The sequence below is a fragment of the Streptomyces sp. NPDC127119 genome (genome assembly GCF_042677425.1).
Taxonomy (GTDB): Bacteria; Actinomycetota; Actinomycetes; order Streptomycetales; family Streptomycetaceae; genus Streptomyces.
The window spans coordinates 35,667-51,430 of record NZ_JBHXTO010000057.1; the positions used below are offsets into that span (position 1 = coordinate 35,667).

The 15,764-nt window shown below is 71.5% G+C and carries 14 protein-coding genes and 1 pseudogene; 3 read left to right on the plus strand and 12 right to left on the minus strand.

Annotated elements, in window-relative coordinates; translation table 11 throughout:
- Window positions 1-26: 26 nt before the first annotated feature.
- Window positions 27-2,555 carry an ATP-dependent Clp protease ATP-binding subunit gene (locus tag ACFVH5_RS23560; RefSeq protein ID WP_385835630.1) on the minus strand — a complete coding sequence of 843 codons (2,529 nt, stop codon included), beginning with the start codon at window positions 2,553-2,555 and terminating at the stop codon, window positions 27-29.
- A gap of 429 nt (window positions 2,556-2,984) precedes the next feature.
- On the opposite strand from ACFVH5_RS23560, the gene ACFVH5_RS23565 reads away from it, so the two are divergent.
- Window positions 2,985-3,656: an SCO3374 family protein gene (locus ACFVH5_RS23565; protein WP_385835633.1), complete on the plus strand. Its 672-nt coding sequence runs from the start codon at window positions 2,985-2,987 to the stop codon at window positions 3,654-3,656.
- Here ACFVH5_RS23565 and ACFVH5_RS23570 read toward each other — a convergent pair.
- The 10 genes from ACFVH5_RS23570 to ACFVH5_RS23615 all read right to left on the minus strand — a co-directional run bounded on the left by ACFVH5_RS23570 (window position 3,635) and on the right by ACFVH5_RS23615 (window position 12,700).
- Entirely contained in the window at window positions 3,635-3,970 is a 336-nt protein-coding gene (locus tag ACFVH5_RS23570; protein WP_030573823.1) for an Lsr2 family protein, read from the minus strand. The two genes, ACFVH5_RS23565 and ACFVH5_RS23570, sit on opposite strands and share 22 nt — an antisense overlap.
- Window positions 3,971-4,220: 250 nt before the next feature.
- Window positions 4,221-4,760: an amino-acid N-acetyltransferase gene (locus ACFVH5_RS23575; protein ID WP_189773262.1), complete on the minus strand. Its 540-nt coding sequence runs from the start codon at window positions 4,758-4,760 to the stop codon at window positions 4,221-4,223.
- A gap of 10 nt (window positions 4,761-4,770) precedes the next feature.
- Window positions 4,771-5,238: a BlaI/MecI/CopY family transcriptional regulator gene (locus tag ACFVH5_RS23580; RefSeq protein WP_385835642.1), complete on the minus strand. Its 468-nt coding sequence runs from the start codon at window positions 5,236-5,238 to the stop codon at window positions 4,771-4,773.
- Between the two features lie 183 nt (window positions 5,239-5,421).
- Window positions 5,422-5,601, minus strand: coding sequence for a hypothetical protein (locus ACFVH5_RS23585; RefSeq protein WP_385835634.1), 180 nt, complete (start codon window positions 5,599-5,601; stop codon window positions 5,422-5,424).
- 68 nt (window positions 5,602-5,669) lie between these two features.
- Window positions 5,670-6,266, minus strand: coding sequence for a hypothetical protein (locus ACFVH5_RS23590; RefSeq protein WP_385835645.1), 597 nt, complete (start codon window positions 6,264-6,266; stop codon window positions 5,670-5,672).
- 766 nt (window positions 6,267-7,032) lie between these two features.
- On the minus strand, window positions 7,033-7,830 hold the full coding sequence (locus tag ACFVH5_RS23595) for a type III pantothenate kinase (protein WP_107022346.1): 798 nt from the start codon (window positions 7,828-7,830) through the stop codon (window positions 7,033-7,035).
- Between the two features lie 2 nt (window positions 7,831-7,832).
- Window positions 7,833-8,840, minus strand: a complete 1,008-nt coding sequence (nadC, locus tag ACFVH5_RS23600) for a carboxylating nicotinate-nucleotide diphosphorylase (RefSeq protein ID WP_384801686.1) — start codon at window positions 8,838-8,840, stop codon at window positions 7,833-7,835.
- Between the two features lie 5 nt (window positions 8,841-8,845).
- Entirely contained in the window at window positions 8,846-10,675 is a 1,830-nt protein-coding gene (locus ACFVH5_RS23605; RefSeq protein WP_385835636.1) for an L-aspartate oxidase, read from the minus strand.
- A complete protein-coding gene (panC, locus tag ACFVH5_RS23610) occupies window positions 10,672-11,664 on the minus strand; it encodes a pantoate--beta-alanine ligase (protein ID WP_384801681.1) in 993 nt (330 codons plus the stop codon). Before panC ends, ACFVH5_RS23605 begins: the two co-directional genes overlap by 4 nt.
- Window positions 11,665-11,761: 97 nt before the next feature.
- Window positions 11,762-12,700, minus strand: coding sequence for a Rossmann-like and DUF2520 domain-containing protein (locus tag ACFVH5_RS23615; RefSeq protein ID WP_385835637.1), 939 nt, complete (start codon window positions 12,698-12,700; stop codon window positions 11,762-11,764).
- Window positions 12,701-12,893: 193 nt separating this feature from the next.
- Between ACFVH5_RS23615 and ACFVH5_RS23620 the strand changes: the two genes are divergently transcribed.
- Window positions 12,894-14,063: a threonine aldolase family protein gene (locus tag ACFVH5_RS23620; RefSeq protein WP_385835638.1), complete on the plus strand. Its 1,170-nt coding sequence runs from the start codon at window positions 12,894-12,896 to the stop codon at window positions 14,061-14,063.
- 88 nt (window positions 14,064-14,151) lie between these two features.
- Here the strand turns inward: ACFVH5_RS23620 and ACFVH5_RS23625 are convergent.
- A pseudogene (locus ACFVH5_RS23625) lies at window positions 14,152-14,331 on the minus strand (hypothetical protein); the annotation flags it as partial.
- Between the two features lie 212 nt (window positions 14,332-14,543).
- Between ACFVH5_RS23625 and ACFVH5_RS23630 the strand changes: the two are divergent.
- A complete protein-coding gene (locus ACFVH5_RS23630; RefSeq protein ID WP_385835640.1) occupies window positions 14,544-15,650 on the plus strand; it encodes a DUF5937 family protein in 1,107 nt (368 codons plus the stop codon).
- The last annotated feature ends 114 nt before the right edge of the window (window positions 15,651-15,764 follow it).

Genomic DNA, 15,764 nt, shown 5'->3' on the forward strand with positions numbered 1-15,764 from the left:
CGGGCGTTCTCAGACGGACCCGGAGGTCACGCCTCCTTGCTCAGGTTGGGGCCTGCCCCACCGGCCGCCTGCTCGATCGGCGGAACGTCCGGCAGTGCGGACTTCTCCTCGCCGCGGAAGGTGAAGGTCTGGGTCTCACCCTCGCCCTCGGTGTCCACGACCACGATGTGACCGGGGCGCAGCTCGCCGAAGAGGATCTTCTCCGACAGGGTGTCCTCGACCTCGCGCTGGATCGTGCGACGCAGCGGACGCGCGCCCAGCACCGGGTCGTAACCCTTCTTGGACAGCAGCTCCTTGGCGGACTGGGAGAGCTCGATGCCCATGTCCCGGTCCTTGAGTCGCTCGTCGACCTTGCCGATCATCAGGTCGACGATCGTGAGGATGTCGTCCTGGGTGAGCTGCGGGAAGACGACCACGTCGTCGACGCGGTTGAGGAACTCGGGCCGGAAGTGCTGCTTGAGCTCGTCCGAGACCTTGTTCTTCATGCGCTCGTAGTTGGTCTTCTTGTCGCCCGAGGCCGCGAAGCCCAGGTTGAAGCCCTTGGAGATGTCCCGGGTGCCGAGGTTGGTCGTCATGATGATGACCGTGTTCTTGAAGTCCACGACCCGGCCCTGGGAGTCGGTCAGACGACCGTCCTCCAGGATCTGCAGCAGCGAGTTGAAGATGTCCGGGTGGGCCTTCTCGACCTCGTCGAAGAGGACCACGGAGAACGGCTTGCGGCGGACCTTCTCGGTCAGCTGCCCGCCCTCCTCGTAGCCCACGTAACCGGGAGGCGAACCGAAGAGACGCGAGACCGTGTGCTTCTCGCTGAACTCCGACATGTCGAGGGAGATCAGCGCGTCCTCGTCACCGAAGAGGAACTCCGCGAGTGCCTTGGACAGCTCGGTCTTACCGACACCGGACGGGCCAGCGAAGATGAACGAGCCACCGGGGCGCTTGGGGTCCTTCAGACCGGCGCGCGTACGGCGGATCGCCTTCGACAGCGCCTTGACGGCGTCGACCTGGCCGATGACCCGCTTGTGGAGCTCGTCCTCCATGCGCAGCAGACGCGACGACTCCTCCTCGGTCAGCTTGAAGACCGGGATGCCGGTGGCGGTCGCGAGGACCTCGGCGATCAGCTCGCCGTCGACCTCCGCGACGACGTCCATGTCGCCGGCCTTCCACTCCTTCTCGCGCTTGGCCTTGGCGGCCAGGAGCTGCTTCTCCTTGTCGCGCAGCGAGGCGGCCTTCTCGAAGTCCTGCGAGTCGATCGCGGACTCCTTGTCGCGGCGGACGCCGGCGATCTTCTCGTCGAACTCGCGGAGGTCCGGCGGCGCGGTCATCCGGCGGATGCGCATCCGGGAACCGGCCTCGTCGATCAGGTCGATCGCCTTGTCCGGCAGGAAGCGGTCCGAGATGTACCGGTCGGCGAGCGTCGCCGCCTGCACCAGGGCCTCGTCCGTGATGGACACGCGGTGGTGCGCCTCGTAGCGGTCCCGCAGGCCCTTGAGGATCTCGATGGTGTGCGGCAGCGACGGCTCCGCGACCTGGATGGGCTGGAAGCGGCGCTCGAGCGCGGCGTCCTTCTCCAGGTGCTTGCGGTACTCGTCGAGCGTCGTGGCACCGATGGTCTGCAGCTCACCACGGGCCAGCATCGGCTTCAGGATGCTCGCGGCGTCGATGGCGCCCTCGGCGGCACCCGCACCGACCAGCGTGTGCAGCTCGTCGATGAACAGGATGATGTCGCCGCGGGTGCGGATCTCCTTGAGGACCTTCTTCAGGCGCTCCTCGAAGTCACCGCGGTAGCGGGAGCCGGCGACCAGCGCGCCGAGGTCCAGGGTGTAGAGGTGCTTGTCCTTGAGGGTCTCGGGCACCTCGCCCTTGACGATGGCCTGCGCGAGGCCTTCGACGACGGCGGTCTTGCCGACGCCGGGCTCGCCGATGAGCACCGGGTTGTTCTTCGTACGGCGGGACAGCACCTGCATGACCCGCTCGATCTCCTTCTCGCGCCCGATGACCGGGTCGAGCTTGGACTCACGAGCGGCCTGGGTGAGGTTCCGGCCGAACTGGTCGAGGACCAGGGACGTCGAGGGCGTGCCCTCGGCAGGACCGCCACTGGCGCCGGCGGTCTCCTTGCCCTGGTAACCGGAGAGCAGCTGGATGACCTGCTGCCGCACCCGGTTGAGGTCGGCACCCAGCTTGACCAGGACCTGGGCGGCGACGCCCTCGCCCTCACGGATCAGGCCGAGCAGGATGTGCTCCGTGCCGATGTAGTTGTGACCCAGCTGAAGGGCCTCGCGGAGCGAGAGCTCCAGGACCTTCTTGGCACGAGGGGTGAAGGGAATGTGACCGGACGGAGCCTGCTGGCCCTGCCCGATGATCTCCTCCACCTGCTGACGGACCGCCTCAAGTGAAATCCCGAGGCTCTCCAGGGCCTTAGCGGCGACACCCTCACCCTCGTGGATCAGGCCCAGGAGGATGTGCTCGGTGCCGATGTAGTTGTGGTTGAGCATCCGGGCTTCTTCCTGAGCCAGGACGACAACCCGCCGCGCGCGGTCGGTGAACCTCTCGAACATCGTTAATCGCTCCTCAGAGCGGTCAGGCAGTAAGGGGACGCTCCCCTCCCTGTCCTTCCGCAGCTTAGTCCCGCAAGCGGGGACCGCTCATTCCAACTGCCGACACCGTCCTTGGCCTCCTGACCCCGAACGCCGACATCTGCTCCAACCTGATGGTGCGAGACGATGTTCCCGCAGGCCAGACAGATACCCCCACCATCAGTACGCCGATGGCGAACGCGAGATGCCCGATCCATGCGTGTCGCCCCTCCCACTAGGGATGTCTTACCCGTACGCACCGACACTCCATGCCGAGTGCACCGGTTCCCTCCGCTACGGGCGAACACCCTTGCGTCGCCGACCGCCTCCGGGCGCCCGCTTTCCGGGCACCCTTCGCACATGCCGGACCACCCAGCGTAACCCGGGCGCTCCCCTGGCGGTTGGCCTTGCATGGTCTCCACGGTCCCCTTTCCCCGTCGCCCGCCCGACGCGGTCCGTCCGGACGACACGGTCCGGCACTGGTACGAGAACGAACTGGGGTGGGCGACGGTGCCCGGCACCCCGCTCGACCTGCTGACGGGGCTGCGCTTCGACGTCCTGGAGGCGCCGGCGGAGGCGGGGTGGGCGGCGCTGCGGCATCTGGGGCCGGGCTCTCCGGTGGCCGTGCGGGCGGACCGGATGCGGCTGTTCGTCGCCGCGGGGAGCGCGGAGGAACTGCCGGGACTCCTCGACTGGCTGGAGTGGGGCTCTCTCGCGCTGGACCTCGGGGCGACCGGCTCGGGCGGGCGCGTGGAGGCGCCCCTGCCGCCGGGCTCGGCCCGCGGCGCGCACGGCGTCCCCGGCGAGGCCGGTGCCGGTACCAGTGCTGGTGCTGCTGCTCGTGGGGCGGCCGGGCCGGGCGGGGCGGATCAGGGCCGGGCCGCCGGCTCGCAGGGGGCCGCCGTGTGGCTGCGGCCCCCTGAGCCTGGCTGCGAGGTGGAGTCGTCGCTGCCGACGCTGTCGGCGCTTGGCGGGGGCGGTGGGGGCGCCCCCGATCTCGTACGACTCGTGGAGACGATGGCCTCGGAGTGCCATCGCATCCGGCTGCGCCGTGGCTGTACTCAGCCGTTGGCCTTCTCGTAGGCCTCGCGAATGGACGCCGGAACGCGGCCACGGTCATTGACCTCGTAACCGTTCTCCTTCGCCCAGGCACGGATCTGCGCGGTGTCCTGGCTGCCGCCCGAAGCGGCGCGCGCCTTTCCACGGCCACCCGAAGCACGGCCTCCGGTACGACGGCCGCCCTTGACGTACGGCTCAAGAAGTCCACGGAGCTTGTCCGCATTGGCAGTCGTGAGATCGATCTCGTACGTCTTGCCGTCCAACGCGAACGTCACGGTCTCGTCCGCCTCGCCGCCGTCGAGGTCATCGACAAGAAGGACCTGAACCTTCTGTGCCACCGGATTTCCTTTCATCGATATCTTCAGGGCCGAGGATCCACGGCAGCCGCCGCAGTTTCGTGTCCCCTGTTATATGCACTACTGCAGTACGTCGGAAAGCAAACCGCTTTTGATGGAAAAACACAAACCCCTGGGAGAGACCGACGAGACCCACGAAGACCGGAAACATGCGCGTTTCGGACATAGAGGCACCGGGCAAGGACCGACGGGCCGGGAGCGGAGGTATGTCCGGAGTATTACGCGGAGGCGATCACAGATGCAGAAGCATCCGGCTGTTGCCCAAGGTGTTCGGTTTCACTCGTTCGAGCCCCAGGAACTCGGCCACGCCCTCGTCATAGGAACGCAACAGCTCGGCGTAGACATCGGTGTCAACAGGCGTCTCACCGATCTCGACGAAGCCGTGCTTCGCGAAGAAGTCGACTTCGAAGGTCAGGCAGAATACGCGGCGAACACCGAGCCAGCGGGCGGTCTCCAGCAACTTCCCCAGCAACTGATGCCCCACGCCGGCGCCCTTCATCACGGGGTTCACCGCGAGAGTGCGCACTTCCGCGAGGTCTTCCCACATGACGTGGAGAGCGCCGCAGCCCACGACCTCCGAACTCGGACCGGTACCGCGTTCCGCGACCCAGAACTCCTGGATGTCCTCGTAAAGCGTGACCGTCGCTTTGTCGAGCAGGATGCGCCCGCGGACGTACGAGTCGAGGAGGCCGCGAACCGCCGGGACATCGCTGGTCCTGGCCCGGCGGACAGTGAGGGCATTAGTGCTGACTTCGGGCTGCTCTGCTGGCATGAACCGGACGCTATCCCCCGGTCGCGCCCTCTGCGGCGGCGGGGTTCTCGGTGGCGGGGTTCTCGGTGGCCGGGTTCTGCGCCACGGTGTTCTCCGCGGCCGTGTTCTCCGCGGCCGTGTTCTCCGCGGCCGTGTTCTCCGCGGCGGGCGTTTCCGGCCCTTGGACGATACGCACGGCATCGCGCAGTGCTTCGCGCTGTTGCGGGGACATCATGCCGAAGAAGGCGACGAGAGCGGCGGCCGGGTTGTCGCTCTGCGTCCAGGCGTCGTTCATGAGTGCGGCAGAGTAGGCGGCACGGGTGGAGACCGCCTCATATCGATAGGCCCGGCCTTCCGCCTCCCGGCGCACCCAGCCCTTCTGATGGAGATTGTCCAAAACGGTCATCACCGTGGTGTAGGCGATGGACCGCTCCTGCTGAAGGTCTTCCAGGACTTCTCGTACGGTCACCGGGCGGTTCCACTTCCACACCCGCGTCATGACCGAGTCTTCGAGTTCTCCCAATGGGCGAGGCACAGCCAGAACAATAGGGGGAGAGGTCACCGATCACGTGGTGGACGTGGCGTCGACCGACAAACAGCAACAAAAAGGGCGTACGACTCGAAAAACACATGAGTCGTACGCCGTGCCGTGAGCGTGAGCGGTGCGGGCCGGGGGCCGCGCTCAGACCTCGGTGTCGCGGTGGGTCTGACGGGCGTGCTCCGCGCGGGCGAGGACCGCGTCGACGACCGCGTCCTCCTTGGCCTTGTTGACACCGCCCTGGGTCTTCACGATCGTCACGATCAGACCGGTGAAGAACACGGCCATCACTACCGGGGGCACGAGCGCGGAGACGTATTCCATGCCGTCCAGAGTAGCCAGAGTCCCGGGCCGGGCGGGGCTCGGGGTCACGGACCCGCCCCGGACGTGCCCTAGACGGCGGCGAGCTGCCGCGGAGGGGTGTCGGGGCCCGGAGGCGGAGTCGACGGCTTGCGCCTCGGGGGGAAGACCTCGCCCGGGGTCGGGATGGGGCGGTCCCGGCGCGGCGGTTCCTGGGCGGGCCGCTCGGCGGGCTTCCCGCCGGGGATCGCCGTCAGCCGCGTACGGGTGCCGGAGCTGATGCCGGTGCCCGTGCCCGTGCGTGAGGCCGGTACCGAGCGGCGGGCCAGACGGGTGCGCACGTCCTGCTCCACGAGCGCCTCGCAGCGGTCGAGGAGGGCGGCCGCCACGGGGTTGCCGCGCAGGGCGCGCAGGGCGGCCATGTCGTCGGGGACCGGACGGTGACCGGCGCCGAGGGCCTCCTCCATGAGCGTCAGATAACCGGCCGCCGTCCCCGGCAGCGCGGCGCGGTAGCGGGCGAGGTCGGCCAGCAGGAAGGTGCGCAGACGGGCGCCCTCGCGGGTCGCCTCGTCGACGCTCTCCGCCAGGCGGAGGCAGTCCTGGACGTCCTGGGCCGAGGACGGGCCGGGGTGAAGGGCGAGAGCGAGCGCACGTCGGAGCACACGCAGCTCCTCCGTACCGAACGCCATGCCGCCGCGGGATCCGTGAGGCGTGGGCATGATCACGACGATACGCGCTAATCGGACAAAACCCGCAGATCACCGACGCCGTGGCGTGGCTCCGCCCCGGGGGTCGCCGCCGGGGGCGGGTGGATGCCTGCGGACCGACTGCGCAGTTCCCCGCGCCCCTGGGTGGGTGCCGCCGGGGGTAGGTGGGTCTCTGCGGGTCCGCTGCGGCCGGTCGCGCAGTTCCTCGCGCCCCTAGGGGGTGCCGCTGAGAGCGGGTGGGTGTCTGCGGGTCCGTCGTGGTCGGTCGCGCAGTTCCCCGCGCCCCTAGGGGTGGGGGCGGAGGTGAGTGGGTGGGTGCGGGTCCGATGCGCTTGGCCGCGCCGTTCCCCGCGCCCCTAGGGGGTGCCACCGGGGGCGGGTGGGTGTCTGCGGGTCCGCTGTGGCCGGTCGCGCAGTTCCTCGCGCCCCTGGGGTGAGTGGGGGCGCGGGTGAATCGGTGGGTGCGGGTCGGTTGTGGGCGGCCGCATGGGACGGACCGCTGACGACGCACATCCCCCGCCCCCACCCACCCAGGGGCGCGGGGAACGGCGCGGGCAACCACAACGGACCCGCACCCACCCCACGGACGGTCACCCCCACCCACTCAGGGGCGCGGGGAACTGCGCGGCCAGCCACAGCGAGCCCGCACCCACCCGACGGACGGTCACCCCCACTCACCCCAGGGGCGCGGGGAACGGCGCACCCATCCACCAACGGTCACCTACACACACGCACCCCAGCGGAGCGTCTACGTGCGGGAGACGTTTCGTTCGTAGACCAGCCTCAGACCGATCAGCGTCAGCCACGGCTCGTGTTCGTCGATCACCGACGCCTCACCGAGCACCATCGGCGCGAGCCCACCCGTCGCGATGACCGTGACGTCGTCCGGGTCCTCCGCGAGTTCGCGGGCCATGCGGTGGACGACACCGTCGACCTGCCCGGCGAACCCGTAGATGATGCCGGACTGCATGGCCTCGACGGTGTTCTTCCCGATGACCGTGCGCGGCCTGGCGATCTCGATCTTGCGGAGCTGCGCGCCCCGGACGCCGAGCGCCTCGACGGAGATCTCGATGCCGGGCGCGATGACTCCGCCGGCGTACTCCCCACGCGCGGACACCGCGTCGAACGTCGTCGCCGTACCGAAGTCGACGACGATGGCCGGCCCGCCGTACAGCTCGACCGCCGCGACCGCGTTGATGATGCGGTCGGCGCCGACCTCCTTGGGGTTGTCCATCAGGATCGGGACGCCCGTCTTGATGCCCGGTTCGACGAGGACGGCGGGTACGTCGCCGTAGTAGCGGCGGGTCACCTCGCGCAGCTCGTGCAGGACCGAGGGGACGGTCGAGCAGATCGCGATGCCGTCGATGCCGTCGCCCAGTTCGTCGCCGAGGAGCGGGTGCATGCCCATCAGGCCCTGGAGGAGGACGGCCAGTTCGTCCGCGGTGCGGCGCGCGTCCGTGGAGATGCGCCAGTGCTCGACGATGTCCTCGCCGTCGAACAGCCCGAGGACGGTGTGCGTGTTGCCGACGTCGATGGTGAGCAGCATGCCTACTCAGCCTCGCTCAAGGGCGCCTCGGGGGCGTCGCGCAGGTCGAGGCCGATGTCCAGGATGGGCGAGGAGTGCGTGAGGGCGCCCACCGCGAGGAAGTCGACGCCCGTACGCGCGTACGCGGCGGCGGTGTCCAGGGTGAGGCGGCCCGAGGCCTCCAGGAGCGCGCGCCCGCCCACGAGGGCCACGGCCTCCTCGCACTCGGTGGGCGTGAAGTTGTCCAGGAGGATGAGGTCGGCGCCCGCGTCCAGGACTTCGCGCAGCTGGTCCACGGTGTCGACCTCGACCTCGATCGGCAGCTCGGGGAACGTCTCCCGGACGGCCTTGAAGGCCTGGGCGACGCCGCCCGCGGCGACCACGTGGTTGTCCTTGACGAGCGCCGCGTCGGAGAGGGACATGCGGTGGTTGACTCCGCCGCCGCTGCGGACCGCGAACTTCTCCAGGGAGCGCAGCCCGGGCGTCGTCTTGCGGGTGTCCCGTACGCGCGCGCCGGTGCCCTCCAGGACGTCCGCCCACGCGCGCGTGGCCGTCGCGATGCCGGAGAGGCGGCACAGGAGGTTCAGCGCGCTGCGTTCGGCCGTCAGCAGGTCCCGGGTGCGGGTCGTGACGCTCAGGAGCCGCTGGCCGGCCTCGACGCGGTCGCCGTCGTGGACGTGCCGCTCGACCTCGAACTCGTCGGTGCACACGACGGAGACGACCGCCTCGGCGATCCGCAGACCCGCCACGACTCCGGCCTCGCGGGCGATGAAGTCGGCGGTGGAGACGGCCTCCTCGGGGATGGTCGCGACCGTGGTCACGTCCACGCCGTGGTCGAGGTCCTCCTCGATGGCCAGATGCGCGATGTCCTCGACCTCTACGGGGTCGAGCCCGGCGTCGGCGAGGAGCTGCGCGAGGGCGGGGTCGAGCCCGCACTCGGCGTACTCCGCGTCGTCGGCGCTGTACTCGCCGCAGCCGCAGCCGTCGCCGCAGCCACCGCCGTCGAGGAGGGGAAGGTCCGGGGTGCTCACTTCTGTCACTGCTCCTGGGGGCTGGGCGTGGGGGTTCCCCCGGTGCGCGCGAGGTCGCGGGCCCGGGGAAGTGTCGGGGGGAAGTCTGCGGTGTCGGTGGTGCGTACCGCGAGCGTCCTGTCGGGATTGAGCCGTACGACGATGTGGCGCCGCCAGTTGTCGTCGTCCCGTTCGCCCCGGTCCTCGCGCCAGTGGCAGCCGCGGGTCTCCTCGCGGAGGCGGGCGGCGGCCACCAGGACGCGGGCCACGCACAGGAGGTTGGTGGCCTCCCAGGTGTCGACGCCCGGCTCGGCGGTCTTGCCGTTCTCGTCGAGGGCGTCGCGGGCGTCGGCGTGCAGTTGCTGGAGGCGGTCGGCGGCGGTCTCCAGGGAGCCGGCCGAGCGCAGGACGCCGGCGCCGTCGGTCATGATCCGCTGGATCGCGAACCGGGCCTCGGCGGCGAGCAGCGGGTGGTCGGGCCTCTCCGGCCGGGCGCCGGACGAGGGCACGCGCGCGTGGGGGCGGTTCTCGTCCTGCGGGCCCTCTTCCTGAGGGGTCCCGTCCTGCCGTTCCTCTCCGGGAGGGTTCTCGTCGTGGCCGGCCGCGATGTCCGCCGCGATGCGCTCGGCGTAGACGAGGCCTTCCAGGAGGGAGTTGGAGGCAAGCCGGTTGGCGCCGTGGACGCCGGTGCAGGCGACCTCGCCGCACGCGTACAGGCCGGGCACGGTCGTACGGCCCCGGGAGTCGGTGCGCACCCCTCCGGAGGCGTAGTGCGCGGCCGGGGCGACCGGGATCGGCCCGGTGACCGGGTCGATGCCGTGGGCGCGGCAGGCGGCCAGGATCGTCGGGAAGCGGTGCTCCCACATGTGCGCCCCGAAGTGCCGGGCGTCCAGGTACATGTGCTCGGCGTCCTGCTCGTGCATGCGCCGGGTGATGCCCTTGGCGACGATGTCCCGGGGCGCCAGTTCGGCCAGTTCGTGCTGCCCCAGCATGAAGCGCTCGCCGTGCGCGTCGACGAGGTGGGCGCCCTCGCCGCGGACCGCCTCGGACACGAGCGGCTGCTGGCCCTCCGCGTCCGCGCCCAGGAACAGCACGGTGGGGTGGAACTGCACGAATTCGAGGTCGGAGACCTCGGCGCCCGCCCGCAGGGCCAGCGCCACGCCGTCGCCGGTGGACACCGACGGGTTGGTGGTCGCCGAGAAGACCTGACCCATGCCGCCGGTCGCGAGGACCACCGCGGGCGCGTGGACGGCTCCCACGCCGTCGTGCTGGCCCTCTCCCATGACGTGCAGGGTCACGCCCGCCGTACGTCCGCCGTCGTCCGTGACGAGGTCCAGGACGAGCGCGTTCTCGACCGTGCGCAGACCGCGCGCGCGGACCGCCTCGACGAGGGCCCGGGAGATCTCGGCGCCGGTCGCGTCGCCGCCCGCGTGGGCGATACGGCGGCGGTGGTGGCCGCCCTCGCGGGTCAGCTCCAGATCGCCCGCTTCGGACTCGTCGAAGTGGGCGCCGGTCTCGATCAGCCGGCGTACGGCGTCGGGGCCCTCGGTGACGAGGATGCGCACGGCGTCCTCGTCGCACAGGCCGGCGCCGGCCACCAGGGTGTCGTCGAGGTGCTGTTCGGGGGTGTCGCCCTCTCCCAGGGCCGCGGCTATGCCGCCCTGGGCCCAGCGGGTGGAGCCGTCGTCGAGGCGGGCCTTGGTGACGACGACGGTCCGCAGACCGGCGGCGTCGCAGCGCAACGCGGTGGTGAGTCCGGCGACTCCGGAGCCGACGACCACGACGTCGGCGGTGAGGGACCAGCCTGGTGCGGGCGCGTGCAGACGTATGCCTGTGCTGGTGCCTGTGCTGGTCACGAGGCGGCTCCGAAGGTCAGAGGAATGTTGTCGATCAGCCGGGTCGCCCCGACCCGGGCGGCGACGGCGAGGACCGCCTCACCGGTGTGGCCGTCCGGGATCTCGGTGAAGTCGGACGGATCGACCAGCGCCAGGTAGTCCAGGGCGAGCGGCGGGCTGAGCCGGGCCGCGTCGTCGAGGACCAGCCGGGCGGCGGCGCGGACCGCGGCGGGGCCCCCCGGGGCCGCCTTCGCGACGGCGTGCGTGTCGGCGGCGGCGCGGGACTCGCCGATGGCGCTGAGGGCCTCGGCACGCGCGTGCGTGGCGGGCACCTCGCGGGCCCGCGCGCACAGGGCCTCCTGGGCGGCGTGCCGGTCGCTGCCCGCGAACAGGGCCTGGGAGAGGGCGAGCGCGGTCCGGCGCTCACCGGCCGACAGGTAGCGGTTGCGGCTGGACAGGGCGAGGCCGTCCGCCTCGCGCACCGTCGGGACGCCGACGATCTCCATGCCGAAGTTCAGGTCGCGCACCATGCGGCGGATCAGGGCGAGCTGCTGGGCGTCCTTCTGCCCGAACAGCGCCACGTCGGGCGCGGTGAGGTGCAGCATCTTGGCGACGACGGTGAGCATGCCGTCGAAGTGCCCGGGCCGTGTCGCGCCCTCCAGGCGCTCCCCCATCGGTCCCGCGCTGATCCGGACCTGGGGTTCGCCGCCCGGGTAGACCTCGTCCACGGAAGGGGCGAACACGACGTCCGCGCCCGCCTGTTCGGCGATCTTGATGTCGGCGTCCAGGGTGCGCGGGTAGCGGTCGAGGTCCTCGCCCGCGCCGAACTGGAGGGGGTTCACGAAGACGGTGACGACGACCTCGCCGTCGCCGCCCGCGAGCTCCCTGGCGGTGCGGATCAGGGTGGCGTGGCCCTCGTGCAGGGCGCCCATCGTCATGGCGACGGCGCGGCGGCCCGTGCGTACGCGCGCGTGGAGCTCGTCGGCGGTGCTCAGCAGGACGGTGGTCATCGGGCTGCTCCGTTCCCGGCGGCCGGCGCCGTGCCTGCCCCGGTGTCCGAGTTCCGGGCGCCCGGGATTTCGGCGCCCGGGCCTGAACCCGCGCGCGTCATCGGACGTCTCCTTCGGGGACGTCCGGTCCGTCGGGGCCGTCGGCGAGTACGCCCAGGAGGTCCTCGGCGAGTTCCGGCTTGAGCAGGCCGTGGGCGAGGGCCCGGTCGGCCGTCGCGCGGGCCATCGCGAGGTAGCCGGCGACGGTCTGCGGGGCGTGCGCGCGCAGCTCGGTGATGTGCGCGGCGACCGTGCCCGCGTCGCCGCGCGCCACCGGTCCGGTGAGGGCCGCGTCGCCCGATCTGAGGGCGTTGTCCAGTGCGGCGCCCAGCAGCGGGCCCAGCATCCGGTCAGGGGCGTCGACGCCGGCCGTGCGCAGCAGGTCCGTGGACTCGGCGACCAGGGTCACCAGGTGGTTGGCGCCGAGTGCGAGGGCCGCGTGGTAGAGCGGCCGGGACTCCTCGGCGATCCACTCGGGCTCGCCGCCCATCTCGATGACCAGGGCCTCGGCGGCCAGTCGCAGTTCCTCGGGGGCGGTGACCCCGAAGGAGCATCCGGCGAGCCGCTGTACGTCCACGGGGGTGCCGCTGAACGTCATCGCGGGGTGCAGGGCGAGCGGCAGTGCCCCGGCGCGCAGGGCGGGGTCGAGGATCCTGGACCCGTACCGTCCGGAGGTGTGCACGAGGAGCTGGCCCGGCCGGATGGAACCGGTGTCGACGAGCCCTTCGACCAGGCCCGGCAGGGCGTCGTCGGGGACCGTCAGCAGGACCAGGTCGGCCCGCTCCAAGACCTGCTCGGGTGTCACCAGCGGCACGTCGGGCAGCAGTTGCGCGGCGCGGCGCCGGGAGGCGTCGGAGACCCCGGAAACGGCCACCGGGCGGTGCCCGGCGAGCTGCAGCGACGCGGCCAGCGCGGGGCCCACCCGCCCGGCGCCGACGACGCCGACGGTGAGGCGCGCGGGGCGGTCCTTGGGGTCTGCCTGGGGGAATGTACTCACTCGACGGCGGCCTTCCGTTCCAGTCCGCTCGGGGTACCGGACGCTTTCTCGTCATGTTAACGCGATCGGTCCGAGGCCGTTTTTCTGTCCACAGGTTCTTGTCCACAGCCTGTGGGAAATCCACGGGCCGTGACAGGAAGGCCACCGTCGAATTCGCGTGCTCCTCGTCCCGGCGTCCTGCATCATCCGGAGCATGAGCGATGCGGCACAGGGGTCGGAAGTGGCGGAGCAGACGCCCGAACAGCGGCGGGAGCGGCGCAGGGTCGCCTGGCGAGGGGCCCGGCGGGCGCTGTGGCGGCCCGGTTTCCGTGGCACGGTCGGTGAGCTGCTGACCGGGCTGACGGAAGCGGCGCCGGACGTGTACGACCTGGACCTGCCGGTGGACATGTACGGCAACGGGATCGTCGAGACCCTGGAGGAGCGGGTCGCCGCCCTGCTCGGCAAGGAGGCCGCCGCGTTCTTCCCGTCGGGGACCATGGCCCAGCAGGTGGCGCTGCGCTGCTGGGCGGGCCGTACGGGCAGTGCGACGGTGGCGATGCATCCCCTGTCGCACCCGGAGGTCCACGAGAGGCATTCCCTCAGCACCCTCAGCGGTCTGCGGACCGTGCATCCCACGCGCGAGCCGCGGATGCCCTCCGCCGGCGAGGTGCGCGACCTGGACGAGCCCTTCGGGGCACTGTTCCTCGAACTGCCTCTCCGGGAGGCCGGTTTCCTGCTGCCCTCCTGGGAGGAGCTGGTCGCCGTCACGGACGCGGCACGCGAACGCGACGCCGTGGTGCACTTCGACGGGGCCCGCCTGTGGGAGTGCACCAGCCATTTCGGCCGCTCCACGGCCGAGATCGCGGACCTCGCGGACAGCGTCTACGTGTCCTTCTACAAGTCGCTGGGCGGCTTCGGCGGCGCCGCGCTCGCGGGCCCGAGGACGCTCGTCGACGAGGCGAAGGCCTGGCGCCACCGGTACGGCGGCCAGATCCTCCAGCAGTTCCCCACCGCCCTGTCCGCGCTGATCGGCCTGGAGCGGGAACTGCCCCGGCTCCCGGAGTACGTGGCCCACGCGCGCGTGGTCGCCGCGGCGCTGCGGGAGGGGTTCGCCGCGGCGGGGCTCCCCTGGGCGCGGGTCCACCCGGAGGAGCCGCACACCCACCAGTTCCAGGTGTGGCTGCCGTACGAGGCCGACGACCTGACCGACGCCGGGACGCTGCAGGCGGAGGAGACGGGCGTGTCGCTCTTCCCGCAGGTCTGGGACCGGCGCGGGCCCGGCCTCGCGTACACCGAGGTCACGGTGGGCGCGCCGGGCCTGGAGTGGACGGCGGACGACGTACGGGCCGCCGTCTGGGAGTTCGCGGCGCGCATTCCCCGCTGATCACCGGGCCGGCCTGCCTGTTCGTACCGGCATTCCCACTCGGGCGGGCCTTCCCGGCCGGGCGGGCGAACAGGCGCGCCCAGGCCGCCCGTACCCGTGCACGGGACCGCCCCCGGGCGGGGCGGCCCGCCAGGACCGCGCGGAACCGCCGGTGGTCGGGCAGTTCGCGCATGACCTGCCAGTCGTGGGTGCCGGGCGCGGGCGGGGTCGGGTCGCCGTGCTGCCGGGCGCGATAGGTGTCCAGTAGGTACTGCTGCGTGATGCTCATGGCGGATCGCCTTCTCGGGACGGGTACGGACGTCTGCCGGGTCCGGTTCCGGCATCGCTTGCGACACCGGTTCCGGCTCCGGGCGTTCTCCGTGGGCCCCGCGGTGCCCCGGTGGACCCAGCGTGCGCCGGGTCCGCCCCCGCCGTCCCGTGGATTGACGGCGCTCGTCAATCGGGGGCCGCGTTGTCGGTGGCGGGGTGCACCATGAGGTCATGAGCGTGACCATCGACATCTCCGGGCTGCGCAGGGAGCGGGTGGCCGTCGTGCCCTCGCCCCTGGCCGAGTTGTGCATGGCACTGCACGCGCTGGCCGAGCCGGGCCACCACCCCGGCCTCCAGGGCTGGGCGACCGGTGTGACCGCCCGCCTCGATCCGCATCTGGCCGACCGGATGTGCGAGGCCGACTTCCTGTGGCGGACGACGTTCTCGGACCTGTTCCTGCCGTACGCGGGAGCGACGGGCGGCAACACGCTCCCCGGCGCCACCCTCGCCGAGGAACTGGACCTGCTCGACAAGCTCACGGACGAACAGTTCGTGGACGCGGCCCTGGAGTTCACCTGCGCGCTCCCGTACGACATGCAGGGCGCCGGTGCCCTGGCCGACCCCGTGTCCCGGCGGCGGGCACTGGAACTGGCCGCCGCGCGCGGGCCGCGGCCGGCGGACTTCACCGAGCGGCTGCTGGCCGACCCGCCGCGGATCCGGGCCTGGCTGCGGCAGTTCCTCGAAGACTGCGACGAGGCCTTCTTCGCCGACACCTGGTCCCGGCTGCGCCACCAGCTCGCGGCGGACGCCCGCCGCAAGACGGACCTGCTCGGCCGCCTGGGCCTTGGCGAGGCCCTGGCGTCCGTGTCGGCCGCGGTGACGCTCGACGAGGGCGCCGGCCGGATCGTCGTGGACAAGCTGGGCCACGGCCGTACGTCGATCCGGGCGGGCAGTCTCCTGCTGGTGCCGACGAGCCTGGGCTGGCCGCATCTCATGGTGCTGCACCGGTACGGGTGGCAGCCGGTGATCCACTATCCGGTCGGCTCACCGGAGCTGACGGTCCCGACCTCCGTCGAGCAGCTGACGCTGCGGATGACGGCCCTGTCCCATCCGATGCGGATGCGGCTGTGCCGGAGCCTGGCCCGCAGCGCGTTCACCACGAGCGAGCTGGCGCAGACGCACGGGATGACCGCTCCCGAGATATCGCGGCATCTGAGCGTGCTGAAGAAGGCGGGGCTGCTGACCACGCGCCGGCGCGGGCGGTACGTCCTGCACCAGCTGGACGTCACGATGGTGGCGCGCCTGGGCAGCGACTTCCTGGAGGGCATCCTCCGCTGACCGCTCCGCGGGGGCTGCCGGTTGTTTTCGGCTGCGGGCCGGTGGGGGCTGGTCGCGCAGTTCCCCGCGCCCCTCAAAAGCGGGGCTGCGCCCCTGCTTTTGCCCCTTTAGGGG